Genomic DNA, 16,714 nt, shown 5'->3' with positions numbered 1-16,714 from the left:
TATGTTGCGTTTTGTCGTAGTGACGTTTGAAATTTTGGCTTTGATAATGATTCTGCGCAGTGCATTTGTGCAATTTTGGCTGTCTGATGTGCAATCCACGACCTCTGAATGGATGCACGGCATATCTACAACTATTGATAATCAACAGTTAGCTAAGTTTAGAAATGAAATTTCTGAAAACGTGGAGAACTTAAGTGAACCTCAAGAAAAATATTTACTAAGAATCACCAGTACCAAAAACGAATTGAACAACTTTAATTTACATTATTGCCAAGCTCGCGACAAAAACCCTTTTATTTACGGTTCTAATTTACAATATGTCTGTGGCGAGATTAGTCGCAAAGGGATCCTCAAAGTCTAACTAAAAAGGGTTAGGTAAGCTGATGACAAATTTCGCGCCACCTAATTCGCTATCGGTTACGTAACAATCGCCTTGATGCCAATCCACAATTCTCTTAACAATAGCTAAACCAAGACCTGCGCCACCTTGCTGTCTATCTCGACTTTCATCGGGTCGAAAAAACGCTGAAAAAATCTTTTTACGCATATCTTGAGAAACACCTATCCCGTCATCCTCGATGCATATCTGAATTTCATCTTTTTGTTTGATGACATGGATTTCAAGGTTTTTTGTCGCATAACGAGAGCCGTTTAAAACTAAATTTTCAATCGCTCTTTCAATAAAGTGTTCATCTGCCAATACATGAGGATCGTCACCATAAACCCGAGTGTTTAAGTTCGATAAATGGCTTTCTTTGAGCCGATGCAGCAACTGGTGACACAGTTGCTTGATTGGGATCTCAGCCAAGTTCATTTCGGGTATGCGGGCATCTGTGCTGGCGTAGTCCAACATCTCTTGCACAAGGTTTTCTAGTTCATTGACATCTTCTTGCATATCTCGCCATGTATTACTTTGGGCTGTGGGTTTCATTGCTAGAGCAAACTTTAATCGTGCGAGAGGCGTTCGAAATTCATGGGTAACAGCTCCACTAAGTTCTCTTTGTGCCTGCATTAATTGAGTGATTTGGTTTCCCATGTTGTTGAGGGACTTTGCAATGGGATAAATCAGAGATGACTTATTAATATTATTTTGTTCAATACTGCCGTCGGGCTTAACGTTTGAAACCGTTTTTTCTAGACTTGATAAGTCTCGCCACAATGGCCAAATCCAAAAGGCGATGACGCCACCTAATAATAAAAAGAACAATACACTATATAGTAAAAATTGACCGGAGTTGGCGGTGCTAATAGGTAAGGTTATTTCTAACAACTGTGATTGATTGTCCAGAATGTATATTTGTTCGGTTACGTCAGTGTCTGTTAGAGCGATAATTTGACCATTACGTAATTTTGCTAAATTATCGTCTGACCAAGCTATGTCGCCTAGTTCACGTATTTCGAGGGTGCCACCTAAGCTTTGAACGAAAGCCGGCATATCGATATCTTGTTCCATAGCCGCTGCAAAAACAGGTTCTAGAAATTGCGCGTTAGATGTTTCCGACTGAGTGAAAAATATACGCTCAAGCCCAGCGCTAAGACCTATTAAAGATACCGCAATAAAAAAATACAAACTAATGAAAAGGCGCGCCATAAAGGGTTAATCGTCCCAAGCGTCAGCAACAAAGAAGAATCCCTTGCCCCAGATCGTTTTTATCTTATAGGGGTGTTGAGTGTTGTCTTGTAGTTTTTTGCGAAGCCGCGAAATTCGTACGTCGGCACTACGGTCAAGGCCATCATATTCACGACCAATGACGTCTCTATACAAAGTGGTTCTGTCAACCAAGGTTGATGGACTTTCTGCCAATTTCCATAACATATCAAATTCGTGACTGGTTAATTGCACGTCTACACCTTTTAGACATGCAGAGCGAGTTGAGCGATCAATCGTGAGGTGCCCGTATTGTAGTTTTTGATGGGAATTTACCGGTAAACTAGGCTCTTTATTACGCCGCAACAAGGCATTAATCCGTGCCAACAACACCCTTGGCTCGACTGGTTTTATAACGTAATCGTCCGCTCCAATTTCTAATCCAAAGACCTGATCAAAGTCATCGTTTTTTGCGGTCATAAATAACAAAGGACCTGAGTAATAAGGCCTAACTTTGTTGCATAGAGCAAATCCATTCTCACCCGGTAACATCACGTCTAATACTAAAATGTCTGGTGGAGAGGATTGCACCAGTTGCAATAAATTTTCGCCGCTGGCTAAACGCCTTACTTCAAAATTGTGTTCTGTTAGATATTGGCTAATTAGGCTACTAAGCCTATCGTCATCTTCGACTAATATAACCTGTTTCATCAGAAAAGGCTCCATGGTGGGCGGACTCGCCTGCGTTGTTGTGGGTCAAGGTATTTAATCAATAACTTCTTAGAAAGAATCGTTTCTTGGGCCTTGTTTTTTAATTCAATCAGGGCATTTTTCTTAATTAAGACCGATGTTGCATTATAGAAATATGCTCGTTGAGAACAGTTCAATAACTTTCCATCAAGGTAAAGACAGAGTTTTTCTGAGGGCATGTTTTGAGTTTCAATACTAATTGTTAACTGGCACTCATCACCCACTCTCTGAGCAACACATATGTTGGGTTGAATAGTCCATGCAGGCGTTTCAGCAGATAGATTTCTGCAAAAAATAATACCTGCAATTATAACGATTGTTCTCAATTCCATTGCTTACTTAAATCGATACGCTACACCTAGAAATATGTTACGAATATTATCCTGTTCTATAAGAGGACTATTTGTTAAGGATTCGGGTAACTTTCGATAACCAATATTTGCCAACCATAACCAATTTTCGTTAATAGGTTTCTGAGCATTGATAGACAAGTAAGATTGCCATCCAGCTTTTCCCTCAAAATAAAATTCACTGAGTTTAGTGTCTTTTTCTGAAACACCGTAATAATAATCAAGTAAATCGGTGCTTTTCCAGTCGGTACCTAAGCGCAACCCTAATCTAAGATCATGCCATAACCACTTGTGGCTATATTCCAGCCCCAACTGTTGACCTTGATGCACATTGCTAACATCCTGTTGTAATGTAAGCTGCCATTCGCTATTAGACGAAAAATAATGGCCCCGAATGCCTGCATTGAGTGCCCAACTTCTGCTTCCTATGTCGTCTATAGACAAACTGCGTTGATTATTTTGGATTTCACCCTCTTCTGGTCCCGGAATACCTGGGGATACTGACGCGTCAGACGTATCCATGTCAGGCGAGCTAGGAGAAAACCCTTCTGTAGGGGTTAGTAGAATATTTGCCGGGTGTAAGAAACTAAAAAAGGCTCTTTCTCTGTCAACTTGCAGAAAGGTTTCAAATGCAAATTGAGGCTGGCTTAGCCATTGATATCCTAACTCGCCGTTATCAAAATAGGCTTTTTCACCGTACCAAGCGATGTCAGGTAATATAACCAATGGAATATCGTCACCATCCACTAACGGGTTGGTCTTAATGCCCACTCCAACCGCTAAACCAAGGTGCCAGCTGCTTTCTTCGATGCATGTTTCATCTTCTGGGCACGCGAGTATAGTGCCAGAGACAAACATAGACAACAGAATTAGCATACGAAAAAACGACAACAGGGTGTACAAAAACGGAATCCTCACATCAATAATATGCGTAGCCTAGCAGAGTTTTTATGCCGCTTGTTTGGCGGATTACAATTATTCACAAATAGATCCAATTTAACCCATATATAGTTTGTTAGATTCACTACACTAGCTTACATCATTTAAACAAAAAGGTATTTGACTATGTATCTATCCAAGTTTCTACCCAAAAAGAATAACTTTGGTGATCTACTGAACTTAGCAATCATTGCAATGGTCGTTTTCGTTTTAGCGGCGTGTTCTGATGATGTAAAGGTAATTGACGAGACGGTAATCGAACGTCCCACTGAAGCACCGAAACTTAATACTGCAACAAGTTTTGAAGGGCCGCTGGTTAAGGCTGGTCAAGTACCTGTGAGTCGTTTTATTAAAAATGGTATTTATTCTGCTGCGTTTGACTATGCCAATGGTAATAGAGTGGAGGCCCCCGAATATTCAGTGACACAAGATAGCGCTAGCGCAGCCAATGGTGATTTCTCTACTACTAATACCCAAGAATCTGGGGTCGATGAAGCTGACCGAATTGAGTACGATGGCAACATACTTTACTTAGCTGCTTATCCCCAATGGTACGATGAAGAAATATACCAATCAAAGGTAAGAATATTAGAAAGGCAAAATGATTTTTCATTAAATTCAGTCGCAGAATTACCCTTAGTGGATGAAGCTGCAAATATAGAAGGTATGTATCAACATAGCGATCGATTAGCCGTGTTGAGTACCAATTTCCGATTTTACACTATGGATTATATCTCCTTTGCTCCAGAACCTTGGTTGCCTAGCGAGCAAAAACTAGCGCTGGATATATATGACACCTCTGTACCTAGCAGTCCTAGCACAGTCAGTAATATTAAGATTGATGGCACTATGTTGTCGAGTCGCCGAATAGATGATGAATTATACATAGTAACCAGCTATACCGCTTATGTAGAAGGGCTCGATGCAACTGCCACTACTGAAGAAGAGTTATTAGAAAACTACTTAACAATTTTAGATACGCCAGACGCTGAACTGATGCCTAAAATCTATGTAAATGGTGATGAAGGTACACCACTTAATTTGCCCGAAGATTGTGTTATCCCCTCTCAAGCGACAGAAAAAGATGGCTATGCCAAACTTATAACGGTCAGCAGAATTAACCTAAGCGACCCTAATGACATCCAGTCGAGTTGTATTAGTTCGGTCGCCAACATGTTGTATATGTCTGAAGCAAATTTGTATCTAGGTTCGACTGTGGATAATCAAACTGTATTGCATAAAGTGTCGCTAGATACCAATTTGACCTATCAAGCGACGGGTAAAGTTGAAGGTATTATCGGTTGGAATGGCGCACCTAACTTACGTTTAAGTGAACAAAATGAATTTCTACGTATTGTGACTACGGATTACTCTAAAGATGAGCCGGAGCATAAATTATCAGTCCTGAATCAGCAAGGCAATGAGTTGTCTGCAGTCGCGACTCTTCCAAACGAGGCGTCACCTGAACCTATTGGTAAACCCGGTGAAGATATATTCGCAGTGCGATTTTTAGGAGACCGAGGTTATATAGTGACGTTTGAAAGAATTGATCCGCTCTATGTCATTGATTTGGCGAACCCAAATAATCCGCAGGTATTAGGTGCATTGGAAATACCCGGGTTTTCCAGTTATTTACACCCGCTAGATAATGGGTATCTGCTTGGCGTTGGTCAGCAGGTTAGTGTTACTGATATCCCAGAAAATGGTGAAGTGACTATACAGCCAGTATCTGAAGAAGGGATGAAGATCAGCTTGTTTGATGTAACCGATCCTAGTAATCCTCTTGAGGTAAATAGTATCGTTAAGACTAGTGCTTATACCCCTGTTGAATATGACTATCGTGCCTTGTCTGTGTTAAATACTGAGGGTAGCTACCAATTCGCTTTACCTGTAGAAAGCTGGAATCAAGGTCGCGATGAACTGACACGTATTTGGGCTCCTACTAATAGCTTGTTGTTACTTGAAGTGGATACAACCGCAACTACGCCAGAGCTAATTCAAAGGAGTGTAGTAAGTCCCAAAATGAGCGACTCTTACTCTAGTGGGTGGGATGACAGAAGCGTTATCCATGGTGACAACGTTTATTACATTCACGGAAATCAAGTTTGGCAGACAACCTGGGCGGAAGATGCTGCTATTTTTGGACCTTTTTAGATTAGCTTAACAGGTGTTGTTTTGGTGTTTGTTTACGACTTGACCCAAGTCGTAAAGGTCGGTGTAAGCCGGCCTTTTTTTTATCGTTTATTTGAGGTGAAACTGATTAGAACACTCCCATCTAGGGAACTTTTTGGCGTTTTATTCAGACTATATTCATGTGTTATGGTGATACTCACAAGTACCTAAACTTAGGGGATTTATTATGAAAACTTTAACCAGATTGATTGTTTGTGGTTTGGCATTTGGGTTGTCGAGTCACGTTATGGCCCAAGGGAAAGTTGAAATTGAATGGGATAAACCAGAAAAGTACCGTGACGTCAGACCCAGTAATGAGTCCCGCAAAAGATTTAGAGAAGCAACTTTTAAACGCATAGATGAATATATGAATAAGTTAGCCTCTGAATTACCACATAACAGCAAATTGCTAATGACAGTGAATGATCTTGATCTTGCCGGTGAGGTTTTTCCAGCGTCATTTGTAGGTCTAGGGCATAGTACCTCTGACGTTCGTGTCATTAAGAATATTGATATTCCAAGAATGAAGTTCAGTTACCAACTATTAGATGAATTAGGGCAAGTTATACAACAGTCTGAAGTCAACCTTAAGGACATGTCGTTTCTCGATCGCAGCAACAGTTCATTTAGAAATGAACCTTTGCGATATGAGAAAAATATGTTGAAACGTTGGTTTGAAGAAGAATTTGAATCTCAATTAGCTCAAAAAGAGACTAAAGAAGACCCAGTTATTTCAAAGCTATAGAGGTGAGTTGCAAAGGATATCTCTTCAATAGTGATATCCTTTGCAGCACTGTTATTACAGGGATTCAATGCTGCTGCGTTGTTCACGCAACTTACCCATTTGCATAGTAAAGTCAGCCAATTTAGCTTTCTCTTTCTCAATAACCGCATCCGGGGCATTACTCACGAACTTTTCGTTAGAAAGTTTTCCTTGTGTGCGAGCAAAGTCTTTTTCTAATTTATCTAAGGCTTTGGAAATCCTCGCTAATTCAGCATCTTTATCAATCAAACCTGCCATAGGGATCATGATTTCCAGCGAGCCTAACAAAGACGTGGCACAAACTGGTGCTTGCTCGTCTGCGCTAAGTACTGTGACAGATTCTAATTTAGCGATGGCGTTTAAAAACATAGTGTTTTCTTCAAGCCTTCTAATGTCTTGAGATGACGCATTGCGCAACAACACTAGCAAAGGTTTACTAGGCGCGATATCCATTTCACCACGTATGGTACGTACGCTTAACACAAACCCTTTTACCCATTCCAAATCTTGCATGGCTGTAGCATCAACTTTAGATGCATCGTATTCAGGGTAAGCCTGATTCATTATGGTGGCAGAATGACAATGAGCCAATGGCGATACATCTTGCCAAATGGTCTCTGTAATAAAGGGCATAATTGGATGCATTAATCTCAGCAAAGACTCTAAGACTGTCACCAAGGTGTGTCGAGTGGCTCTTTGCTGGGCTTCACTGCCTTGTGTCATTACGGGTTTAGTTAGCTCTATATACCAACCACAAAATTGATCCCAAGTGAACTCGTATAATGTGTGGGCTGCGATGTCAAAGCGATAGGTATCCATAGCACTGCGGTAAGCTTTGATAGTGTTTTGGTACTGACCCATTATCCACTTATCAGCCAGTGAAAACGTCATGTCTGCATCTGCATCAAATCCACAATCAAAGTCTTGGGTGTTCATTAGTACAAAGTTGCTGGCATTCCATAACTTGTTGCAGAAATTTCGATAGCCTTCTAGGCGTTTCATATCCCAATTGATATCTCTACCAGTAGAGGCCAGTGCCGCTAGGGTAAAGCGCAGAGCATCAGTACCGTGAGGCTCTATACCATTTGGGAATTGTTTGGCGGTTTGTTTCTTGATTTTTTCAGCCATTTTCGGCTGCATCATATTACCAGTACGTTTTTCAAGTAAATCTTCAAGAGATATACCATCAATCATATCTAAGGGGTCGATAACGTTGCCTTTAGATTTCGACATTTTATTGCCATCGTCATCACGAATAAGACCCGTTACGTAAACGGTTTTGAATGGCACTTGTGGCTTGTTATTTTCATCTTTAAGAAAATGCATAGTCATCATTATCATTCTGGCTACCCAGAAGAAAATGATGTCAAAACCTGTTACTAATACATTACTTGGATGGAAGGTTTTTAAGTCTTCAGTATTTTCAGGCCAGCCCAAAGTAGAAAACGTCCAAAGAGCAGATGAGAACCAAGTGTCTAATACATCGTCATCTTGTCTTAGCTTGATATCAGCAGCCAAACCATTTTGGGCGCGTACTTCAGCTTCGTCACGACCTACATATACCTTACCTTGTTCGTCGTACCAAGCTGGGATTCTATGTCCCCACCACAATTGTCGTGAAATACACCAATCTTGAATATCATTCATCCAAGAAAAGTACATGTTTTCATATTGTTTAGGTACAAATTCAATCTCACCGTTAGTGACAGCGTCAGCAGCGACTTTGGCCAAAGGTGCTGCTCGCACGTACCATTGGTCGGTCAGCATGGGCTCAATGACCACTCCACCTCTGTCACCGTATGGCACGGTAAGGTCATGATCTTTGATTTCAGCTAATAACCCTAACTCATCAAATTTATTGACTACAGCTTTGCGGGCTGCAAAACGTTCTAAATATTGAAACTCTTCTGGAATGGCCGAATCAAGAAAATCACTGGCTTCACCGTTGGTATCAAATATTTCAGCTTGCTGGCGAATGTGTCCAGAAAAAGTCAGAATATTGATCATCGGTAGTTTATGACGTTTACCCACTTCATAATCGTTAAAATCATGAGCAGGCGTAATTTTTACGCAACCTGTGCCTTTTTCCATATCAGCATGTTCATCGCCCACAATAGGAATGCGTCGATTGACTAGCGGCAAATCTACAAATTTTCCAATCAAGTCCTTGTACCTGGGATCTTCTGGATTGACGGCTACCCCTGTATCACCTAATACAGTTTCTGGTCTAGTGGTGGCTACTTCTAGATAATCTTTGCCTTCAGACGTTTTAACGCCGTCAGCTAAGGGATAACGGAAGTGCCACATATGGCCCTTTTTATCTTTATTTTCTACTTCTAGGTCAGATATGGCTGTCAGTAACTTGGGATCCCAGTTTACTAATCGTTTGCCGCGATAGATTAAATCTTCTGAATGCAGGCGTACAAATACTTCGTTAACGGCATTTGAAAGCCCCTCGTCCATAGTAAAACGTTCACGATCCCAATCAACAGATGTGCCTAGACGGCGCATTTGGTTGGTAATAGTGTTACCTGACTCGGCCTTCCATTCCCATATTTTGTCGATAAAAGCTTCTCGTCCTAATTCTTTACGAGTGGGGCCATTTTCAGAAGCCAACTTACGTTCCACCACCATTTGTGTCGCGATTCCGGCATGGTCGGTACCCACTTGCCACAAGGTGTTATTGCCCGACATACGTTTATAACGTGTCAAAGTATCCATAATGGTTTGTTGGAACGCATGGCCCATGTGTAAGCTGCCGGTCACGTTGGGTGGAGGGATCATTATGCTATAGGGTTCACCTTCTCCAGACGGTTTAAACTGCCCGCTTTCTTCCCATCTTTGATAAATATCGCGTTCTATATTTTGTGGATTAAATGTTTTATCCATTGTTTTGTATCTCGTTAATGCTTGAGGCGGGTAGGGTATCTAATTGATTTCCTGCCGCTCTATATTGTTTATATCGTTCTCTGGCCTGGGGTTTGAGTTGTTCTTTTGCAGGCACAAAATCAATGATTTGTCTAAATCGTTGATGAAAATCGGGGATGGTATCAGCCAAATTTATGAGAATTGGGCGATTAAATTGTTTAGGGGCTTGCCAACTTATTTCTACAGGAGCACCACCCATTGGACCTTCTCCGGCCAAGTTGTGTGGAACAAATGCGTCATTGGGCAATTGCCATAATAACTCATCAAATTGCTCTGCCTGTTTTTGGTCTTGGCAATACACTAAACATTTTTGTTTTTGGCGATAACTGCGCGTCGCCAACAAACAAGCCAGCGCAAAGTGCGCTGGCTGTTGGTGTGTGTCATTTGTTTCATCAAGTAGATAAAACGTTACATTAGACATAGTTGAAGTGGTTCCTAAAGGCGTAATTAATCTTCTGTTTCAATACCAGCTCGATTCATTAAGAACTGAGATAACATAGGTACAGGACGACCAGTCGAACCTTTATCTTTACCACCAACCCATGCAGTACCGGCAATATCCATATGGGCCCAGTTATATTTGCGTGTATAACGCGATAGGAAACAGGCTGCGGTGATTGCGCCAGCAGGGCGTCCACCAAGGTTAGTCATATCTGCAAAGGGGCTTTCAATTTGATCTTGGTATTCGTCCCAAAGAGGTAAACGCCAAGCTTTGTCACCACTTTGTTCAGATGCATTAATCAATTCGTGGGCCAGTGGATTATGGTTACTAAATACGGCGCTGGCATGTTTACCTAAGGCGACGACACAAGCACCAGTTAAAGTCGCGAGATCCACAACTAACTCTGGGTCAAAACGTTCTACATAAGTCAGCGCATCACATAACACCAAGCGCCCTTCGGCGTCGGTGTTGAGTACTTCAACAGTTTGCCCTGACATGGTCGTTAAAATATCACCTGGGCGGTACGCATTTGCATCAGGCATATTTTCACAACCGGCAAGCACACCTACTATATTGATTGGAAGATTAAGGGCACAAATCGTATGCATGGCACCTAAAACCCCAGCTGCACCACCCATGTCATATTTCATTTCATCCATGGCTTCACCAGGTTTGATAGAAATACCACCAGAATCAAAGGTAAGGCCTTTACCTACCAACACTATTGGAGCCTGCCCAGATGGGCCTCCCTTATGTTCCATGATGGTCATGATGGATTCATTGACCGAGCCCCTGCCAACAGCTAAGTAACAATGCATACCCAATTCTGACATTTGTTGCTCATTGACAGAGCTCACATGTAAATTGTCATAAGTGACACCTAACTCTTGAGCTTGTTCGAGTAGGTATTTAGGATTACAAATGTTGGGTGGCATGTTGGCCACATCTTTGGCGGTCTTAACACCTTGCGCAACGGCTAAGCCATGCTCAAGAGCGCGTTCGCCAATTGACAACTCACGACGTGTGGGAACATTAAAAACAATTTTACGTAATGGTCGGCGTAATTCGCCTTTTTTAGTTTTTAACTGTAAGAAGGTATAAAGTGAATCTTGTGTCGCTTCAACGGCTTGGCGCACTTTCCAATAGGTATCGCGACCTTTAACATGTAATTCTGTTAAGAAACTGACAGCTTCCATAGAACCCGTCTCATTCAGGGTCTTTATGGTTTTGGAAATAATCTGTTTGTATTGACGTTCGTCTAGTTCTCGCTCTTTACCACATCCGACCAACAATACTCGTTCACTCAAAACGTTAGGAACGTGGTGTAGCAGCAACATTTGACCTGCTTGGCCCTCTAAATCGCCTCTTCTAAGCAGATTGCTGATATAACCGTCACTGATAATGTCGAGCTGTTCGGCTACAGATGTTAGACGTCTAGGTTCAAATACACCAACCACAATACAAGCACTACGCTGTTTTTCTGGACTGCCACTTTTTACGCTAAATTCCACTTTGACCCCTCGTCATTATGATGAGTATTACTGCAACCCGCCGCCCTTTTAATGAATAATCGCAAGGTGTTATTGGGTAATACCGCTATATTATTGTAAGATTAACTTCAGCCGGACATAATCTGTAAATAAGATAGAGGCTGAGTGCTTTAAATTCGCACACTTTATAAATTAAACTTGTGAAAACGTTAAGTTTACTTAAAATTTCCCATAGTGCCACTAAAATACTACTTTTTCCCTTGGATGTGTTGTGCTGATTTTTCGCTATTTAATGAAAGAAACTTTGAAGTCTCAAGTCGCTATATTTTTGCTGCTGATGGCTATTTTTATCACACAAAAGTTTGTTAGGGTTTTGGCCGAAGCATCAGAGGGGGAAATCCCTGCTGGATTGGTGCTCGGATTTTTAGCTTTGCACATACCGGTGTTGGCGTCATTGGTGTTACCTCTAAGCTTATTTTTGGGGATAATGTTGGCTCATGGTCGTTTGTATGTTGATAGTGAAATGAGCGTAATGCGCGCCTGTGGTGTGAGCGAGTGGTATGTCACTCGCGTTATGTTAGTTTTAGCTTTGATTATGTCGTTATTAACAGCGTGCCTCACTATGTGGTTGACACCTTTGTCGGTGGAAAGTACTTACCAGCTAGAAGAAAAGGTGGGGGCGCAAAGTGGTTTAGCTAGCCTTATTCCTGGCCGTTTTCAGCAAACCGTTAATCAGCAAGCAGTCATATTTGTACACGACATCGATAATGGTCCTAACCCCTTGAGAAAAGTATTTTTAGCGCAAAGAGACACTGACTCGGATTCTGAAAATGTGCGCATTGTGTATGCAACCAGTGGCGGCATTCAAGAACAAACAAATGGCGCGCAAAAGCTAATTCTTAATCAAGGTAAACAATATGAAGGTGAGGTAGGCCGCCAGGATTATAGTGTGGTTGAATTCGAAGAATATCAGATTCAAATCGCGGAACAACAAGCTGAAAAAAAGCGCAGAAAATTAAGCGCATATTCGACCAAAGTGTTAATGGATGACCCATCTATCTTAGCGTTAGCAGAGTTGCATTGGCGTATCGCTATCCCACTGTCTTTGCCGTTTTTAGTCCTGATTGCGGTGCCCCTAAGTGCTGCTGACCCAAGGCAAGGGCGCTTTGGGAAAATGTTCCCTGCATTGATGTTATATCTTGGCTACTTTATGTTATTGATGGCTGGTCGCAAGGCCTTAGAAGACGGCAATATACCCCAACAGTTCGGTCTATGGTGGGTCCATGGTGTGCTGTTTTCAATCGGTATTGCACTGTTACTTAAAGGCAGGCCTATAGGTGTGAAAATGCGGGCTCGATTTAAAGGGGATGCCCGTGCTTAAAATATTAGATGTCTATATCGCTAAAACACTACTAGCGACAACTGCAATGAGCTTGAGTGTTTTGGTTGGTTTAAGTGCCTTGATAAAATTTATTGAGCAGATGAAACAAGTCGGTCGTGGTAGTTACGACATGACCGTTGCAGCAGTGTATGTTGTGCTGAGCTTACCCCGAGAGTTGGAGCAGTTTTTCCCTATGGCTACGTTGATCGGTGGCTTGATAGGTATGGGGGTTTTGGCAAGTAACAGTGAATTGGTAGTCATGCAGTCTGCAGGGCAAAGCCGCTGGAATATCATTATTTCGGCAATGAAGTCAGCGCTGCTAATGGTGTTATTTGTGATGTTTGTTGGTGAGTGGATTGCGCCTGTTACCGAAACTAAAGCGAAAGAAATTCGTACCCAAGCTATCTCAGGTGGCAGCTTATTTGCTTCTGACAGAATAACCTGGGCAAAGGACGGTGATAACTTCGTGAGTATTGGAGAGGTAGTCGATACCAACACTTTACGTAGAGTAAACGTATATGAATTTGACGAAAGTTTAGTGCTAAGGCAAATCACTTCTGCTCTAGAGGCAAATTATAGCGCCGACGGTTGGCAGCTAAAGCAAGTTAAATATACGTTTATAGGTGATCAGCGGATCCGTTACCAACAACTTGAAAAAGGCGTGTGGTCGTCAACACTCACACCAGACAAGTTAGGCGTGGTGACAGTTAAGCCCGAAGCTCTATCAATCCGTGGTTTGGCTGAATATGTGAATTATCGCAATAATAACAGCTTAGATCCTAGCCGATACGAATTGGCTCTGTGGCGTAAAGTTCTGCAACCTTTGTCAGTCGGCGTGATGCTATTGATGGCATTGTCTTTTATTTTTGGTCCTTTGCGCAGTGTAACTATGGGAGCTAGAGTAATTTTAGGGGTGTTAACTGGGTTTGGCTTTTTTGTCAGTAATGAGGTGTTCGGGGCGTTGAGTTTGGTTTATCAGTTTCCACCATTCTTAGGGGCTGCCTTACCAAGTTGTGTTTTTGCCGCCTTTTCAATATTTTTGTTAAAAAGGCAAGGTTAAACGGCAAACCATTGGCATCGACTCAAAACCAGTTCCTTGTATACAACACGCGGTTTGCCAAAGCCGCGTATAGTCAAATTCCTGAGTTCTGCTTTCTCCCACGAAAGTAAGCATTTGCTTAGATGAAAGCGAACAATTGTCTAGAGGAATTATTCCTGAATCTTTTTCCATGCTTGGTGGTGGTTATCTTCTTTACTCAGTACCAATATTTCAGTAGCGGCTATCCTATCTTGCAACGACAGTTTTGATTTAAAATCGAACAGCACTAACAAAGTACCTAAACCACCAAAGGAGCACAACAAACGCAAAAATGCGCGGCCATATCCAAATGGCTTGTCGTTTGTGCTAAACAATCGTAGACGCCACGCCCGCATGCCTATGGTTTGACCACCATTACGCCAAAACCATAGAAAAAATCCCACAATCCACAACATGACCCAAATTTGAATCGTAAGTTGGTAGCCAAACGAATGTTGAATCAGATCACTAAAATGCGCATAACCTTGATTATCTAGAATATTATTTTCTACTAATAACATCATTGTTACCAAAATAATCATTGCAGCGCACATACCGACAGCGACAGCGACTAATAGGTCGTAAACCATTGCCGCAAGTCTGCGAAAGAAACTTGCTCGAGAGTGTGTGGGGGTTGTAGATGTCACAAATAAGCCTTGAAAAATAAACCAGATGGTATCAGTAAACTAGCGCCAGTATAAACTTTGAGATAAATAATATTGGTAATAAAATGAGGTCTAGTCAGTGCTATTTGGAATGTTAACAAAGGTAGCCTTCAAGTTTAACGAAGATAGATCAGGATAGTTTTTAAAGTACATAAGGCTAAAAACGTAACTCAAAAATAGCTGCCGGGCTTTGGTTTATTGGTATTACCAAAACTTATTGATTGGTTGACAAAAGTGTCTAGATTGGTTATTTTTGTAACATAGACCTGATACTTAGCCATCTCAATAAGCTCAATTCAATAAGGCTGTGGTCTTTGTTTGTTGGCGGCTAGTGGTAGGTTAAATAATAATTATCTAAGTGGATTGAGTGGAGTGCTTTATGACAATGAAAGGCAAAGTGGCTATTGTTGCTGGTGGCGGTAGAGATATAGGTCGTGCTTGTGCAATCGAATTAGCACAGCGTGGTGCTAAGGTAGTGATTACTTATCACTCAAGCGAAACGACCGCCCAAAGCGCCGTTGCAGAAATTGAAGCCTTTGGCGGGAGTGCAATAGCACTGCAGGCAGATCTAACGGATCAGTCGAGTGTTAACGCAGTAGTTAAGGCGACACTCGATACCTTTGGAAAAATTGACTGTCTTGTTCATGTGTCTGGTGGTTTAGTGGCGCGAGTCAAAATTGCAGATATGAGTATCGAGCATTGGAACAATGTAATGAACTTGAACATGACATCTTTGTTTATGATGTGTAAAGCCTGTATTCCTCATTTAGCGCCGGGTAGTTCAATCGTTACACTTGCCTCTCAGGCCGGTCGAGATGGCGGCGGTGGTGGTGCCGTTGCATACGCTACGTCCAAAGGCGCGGTAATGACTTATACCCGTGGTTTAGCTAAAGAGCTTGGCCCTGATATTCGAGTAAACGGCGTGTGTCCGGGCATGATCAGCACTGGATTCCACGATACGTTTACGGCTGGTGATGTACGTGAAAAAGTGGCCGGCATGACCTGCGCAAAACGCGAAGGAACATCCCAAGAAGTAGCGAAGTTAGTAGGATTTTTAGCTTCTGATGAGTCTTCATATATGACAGGAAACAATATCGATATAAATGGTGGCATGCTTTTCTCTTAGGCAGTCCCAAACGAACAGATTAATAATAAAAGTAGAATATAAGCTACTGTACCCTGCAAGGCCATGTTGATACATGGCCTTTTTTATTTTCTAAGAATAGGCGTAAAGTGATTTAACTAGTGGTGGCGAGTAGAACGCTAATCCCAATAACGAAACGAAGGTTTCTCTATTGGGATTCAAAGAGGGCGTTGTTGAACCTTGAAAAAATCTGGCGCTAAGAAACTAAATGACTAAGGGAATATAAATCACGAGTTTGACTCGTTTGTCTTCTCACTTCTTCTAATGCCTTGGCTTCACTTGCTTCAAATAAAGCATTGATGAGTCGATTAAAATGAAGGTGCATGGCGGCTCTTGCAGCTTGAGAGTCACGATTGACCAAAGCATTATAAATGGCTTTGTGTTCGTCTAACCTTTTAGAGTCACTTTGGCTACACACACCTTTATAAGCCATTTTGACGGTAGGGCTTGTTTCACGCATTGCCCACAAGCTGCTTACTGCCATTAAAACTGCACTGTTGCGTGTAGCGGTGGATATAATCAAATGAAATTCTTTATCGGCAGTTTCAGGGTGCTCGCCTTTTTCCATTTCAACCAAAGTGTGATTTAAGCGCTCAAGCTCTTCTTCTGAAATAGTCGTGGCCGCAAGTGCTGCTGCTTCACCTTCAATTAACGCTCTAGCCTGAGTTAATTCGAAAGCGCTTATATTATGCTGTACGTTTTGTTTTTTGGTATTTTCTAATACATAAACACCAGAGCCAGTTTTTACTTCTACTTTTTCAAGTACTTCTAGTGCGATTATAGCTTCACGAATAGTCGGACGACTCACTTCAAAATTTTCAGCAAGCTCTCTTTCAGGTGGAAGCCTGCTGCCGGCAGGGAATTGTCCAGAATCAATAAGTGATTCTATCTTTTCGACAATAGTCCAAAACAGTCGCCTATTTTTCATCCTCTATACCTCTGGTTATTTAAATACATACGCCTATAAGCGTATGATATATCGAACTGATACATCACTGCAGCTTTTTTCACGTTATACCATAAT

General features: G+C 41.7%; 15 protein-coding genes. 6 read left to right on the top strand and 9 right to left on the bottom strand.

What is annotated here, in order from left to right; all coding sequences use genetic code 11:
• Window position 1 precedes the first annotated feature (1 nt).
• Window positions 2-361: a hypothetical protein gene (locus KO534_RS15130; protein WP_215930493.1), complete on the top strand. Its 360-nt coding sequence runs from the start codon at window positions 2-4 to the stop codon at window positions 359-361.
• On the opposite strand, the gene KO534_RS15125 is transcribed toward KO534_RS15130, so the two are convergent.
• The 4 genes from KO534_RS15125 to KO534_RS15110 are packed head-to-tail and all read right to left on the bottom strand — an operon-like array spanning window position 362 to window position 3,591.
• Window positions 362-1,591 (bottom strand): ATP-binding protein, encoded by a 1,230-nt coding sequence (locus KO534_RS15125; RefSeq protein WP_252732168.1) that lies wholly within the window; start codon window positions 1,589-1,591, stop codon window positions 362-364.
• A 6-nt stretch (window positions 1,592-1,597) separates the two neighbouring features.
• Window positions 1,598-2,299: a response regulator gene (locus KO534_RS15120; RefSeq protein ID WP_215930492.1), complete on the bottom strand. Its 702-nt coding sequence runs from the start codon at window positions 2,297-2,299 to the stop codon at window positions 1,598-1,600.
• Entirely contained in the window at window positions 2,299-2,670 is a 372-nt protein-coding gene (locus KO534_RS15115; protein WP_215930491.1) for a DUF3019 domain-containing protein, read from the bottom strand. Before KO534_RS15115 ends, KO534_RS15120 begins: the two co-directional genes overlap by 1 nt.
• 3 nt (window positions 2,671-2,673) lie before the next feature.
• Complete coding sequence (locus tag KO534_RS15110; RefSeq protein WP_215930490.1) at window positions 2,674-3,591, bottom strand: MipA/OmpV family protein; 918 nt, start codon at window positions 3,589-3,591, stop codon at window positions 2,674-2,676.
• A 162-nt stretch (window positions 3,592-3,753) separates the two neighbouring features.
• Here KO534_RS15110 and KO534_RS15105 point away from each other — a divergent pair, with 162 nt between their 5' ends.
• Entirely contained in the window at window positions 3,754-5,781 is a 2,028-nt protein-coding gene (locus KO534_RS15105; RefSeq protein WP_215930489.1) for a beta-propeller domain-containing protein, read from the top strand.
• A gap of 205 nt (window positions 5,782-5,986) precedes the next feature.
• Window positions 5,987-6,544 carry a DUF3016 domain-containing protein gene (locus KO534_RS15100; protein WP_215930488.1) on the top strand — a complete coding sequence of 186 codons (558 nt, stop codon included), beginning with the start codon at window positions 5,987-5,989 and terminating at the stop codon, window positions 6,542-6,544.
• A gap of 54 nt (window positions 6,545-6,598) precedes the next feature.
• Here the strand turns inward: KO534_RS15100 and KO534_RS15095 are convergent, their stop codons facing one another.
• From KO534_RS15095 to pepA, 3 genes are read right to left on the bottom strand one after another with little or no spacing between them, the layout of a single operon-like run.
• Window positions 6,599-9,451: a valine--tRNA ligase gene (locus KO534_RS15095; RefSeq protein ID WP_215930487.1), complete on the bottom strand. Its 2,853-nt coding sequence runs from the start codon at window positions 9,449-9,451 to the stop codon at window positions 6,599-6,601.
• Window positions 9,444-9,911, bottom strand: coding sequence for a DNA polymerase III subunit chi (locus KO534_RS15090; RefSeq protein ID WP_215930486.1), 468 nt, complete (start codon window positions 9,909-9,911; stop codon window positions 9,444-9,446). Before KO534_RS15090 ends, KO534_RS15095 begins: the two co-directional genes overlap by 8 nt.
• A 26-nt stretch (window positions 9,912-9,937) precedes the next feature.
• On the bottom strand, window positions 9,938-11,443 hold the full coding sequence (pepA, locus tag KO534_RS15085) for a leucyl aminopeptidase (protein WP_215930485.1): 1,506 nt from the start codon (window positions 11,441-11,443) through the stop codon (window positions 9,938-9,940).
• A 250-nt stretch (window positions 11,444-11,693) separates the two neighbouring features.
• On the opposite strand from pepA, the gene lptF reads away from it, so the two are divergent.
• Entirely contained in the window at window positions 11,694-12,803 is a 1,110-nt protein-coding gene (lptF, locus tag KO534_RS15080) for an LPS export ABC transporter permease LptF (RefSeq protein ID WP_215930484.1), read from the top strand.
• A complete protein-coding gene (gene lptG, locus KO534_RS15075) occupies window positions 12,796-13,863 on the top strand; it encodes an LPS export ABC transporter permease LptG (protein WP_215930483.1) in 1,068 nt (355 codons plus the stop codon). Before lptF ends, lptG begins: the two co-directional genes overlap by 8 nt.
• 149 nt (window positions 13,864-14,012) lie before the next feature.
• Here the strand turns inward: lptG and KO534_RS15070 are convergent, their stop codons facing one another.
• Entirely contained in the window at window positions 14,013-14,528 is a 516-nt protein-coding gene (locus tag KO534_RS15070) for an RDD family protein (protein WP_354667943.1), read from the bottom strand.
• Between the two features lie 397 nt (window positions 14,529-14,925).
• Between KO534_RS15070 and KO534_RS15065 the strand changes: the two genes are divergently transcribed.
• Window positions 14,926-15,672, top strand: a complete 747-nt coding sequence (locus tag KO534_RS15065) for an SDR family NAD(P)-dependent oxidoreductase (protein WP_215930482.1) — start codon at window positions 14,926-14,928, stop codon at window positions 15,670-15,672.
• Window positions 15,673-15,886: 214 nt separating this feature from the next.
• Here the strand turns inward: KO534_RS15065 and KO534_RS15060 are convergent, their stop codons facing one another.
• The gene (locus KO534_RS15060) at window positions 15,887-16,618 is read right to left on the bottom strand and encodes a FadR/GntR family transcriptional regulator (protein ID WP_215930481.1); all 732 of its coding nucleotides are present in this window, start codon (window positions 16,616-16,618) and stop codon (window positions 15,887-15,889) included.
• Window positions 16,619-16,714: the final 96 nt, after the last annotated feature.

The sequence above is a fragment of the Paraglaciecola arctica genome, from assembly GCF_018861065.1.
GTDB lineage: Bacteria > Pseudomonadota > Gammaproteobacteria > Enterobacterales > Alteromonadaceae > Paraglaciecola > Paraglaciecola arctica_B.
Note: the sequence above shows the minus strand (reverse complement) of the source record. Positions and strands in the feature narration are given on the sequence as shown.

Excerpts from the sequence above, each read along its gene's own strand:
- KO534_RS15130 (WP_215930493.1), top strand. The coding sequence starts at position 2 with ATGTTGCGTTTTGTCGTAGTGACGTTTGAAATTTTGGCTTTGATAATG.
- KO534_RS15125 (WP_252732168.1), bottom strand. The coding sequence starts at position 1,591 with ATGGCGCGCCTTTTCATTAGTTTGTATTTTTTTATTGCGGTATCTTTA.
- KO534_RS15120 (WP_215930492.1), bottom strand. The coding sequence starts at position 2,299 with ATGAAACAGGTTATATTAGTCGAAGATGACGATAGGCTTAGTAGCCTA.
- KO534_RS15115 (WP_215930491.1), bottom strand. The coding sequence starts at position 2,670 with ATGGAATTGAGAACAATCGTTATAATTGCAGGTATTATTTTTTGCAGA.
- KO534_RS15105 (WP_215930489.1), top strand. The coding sequence starts at position 3,754 with ATGTATCTATCCAAGTTTCTACCCAAAAAGAATAACTTTGGTGATCTA.
- KO534_RS15100 (WP_215930488.1), top strand. The coding sequence starts at position 5,987 with ATGAAAACTTTAACCAGATTGATTGTTTGTGGTTTGGCATTTGGGTTG.
- KO534_RS15095 (WP_215930487.1), bottom strand. The coding sequence starts at position 9,451 with ATGGATAAAACATTTAATCCACAAAATATAGAACGCGATATTTATCAA.
- KO534_RS15090 (WP_215930486.1), bottom strand. The coding sequence starts at position 9,911 with ATGTCTAATGTAACGTTTTATCTACTTGATGAAACAAATGACACACAC.
- KO534_RS15065 (WP_215930482.1), top strand. The coding sequence starts at position 14,926 with ATGACAATGAAAGGCAAAGTGGCTATTGTTGCTGGTGGCGGTAGAGAT.
- KO534_RS15060 (WP_215930481.1), bottom strand. The coding sequence starts at position 16,618 with ATGAAAAATAGGCGACTGTTTTGGACTATTGTCGAAAAGATAGAATCA.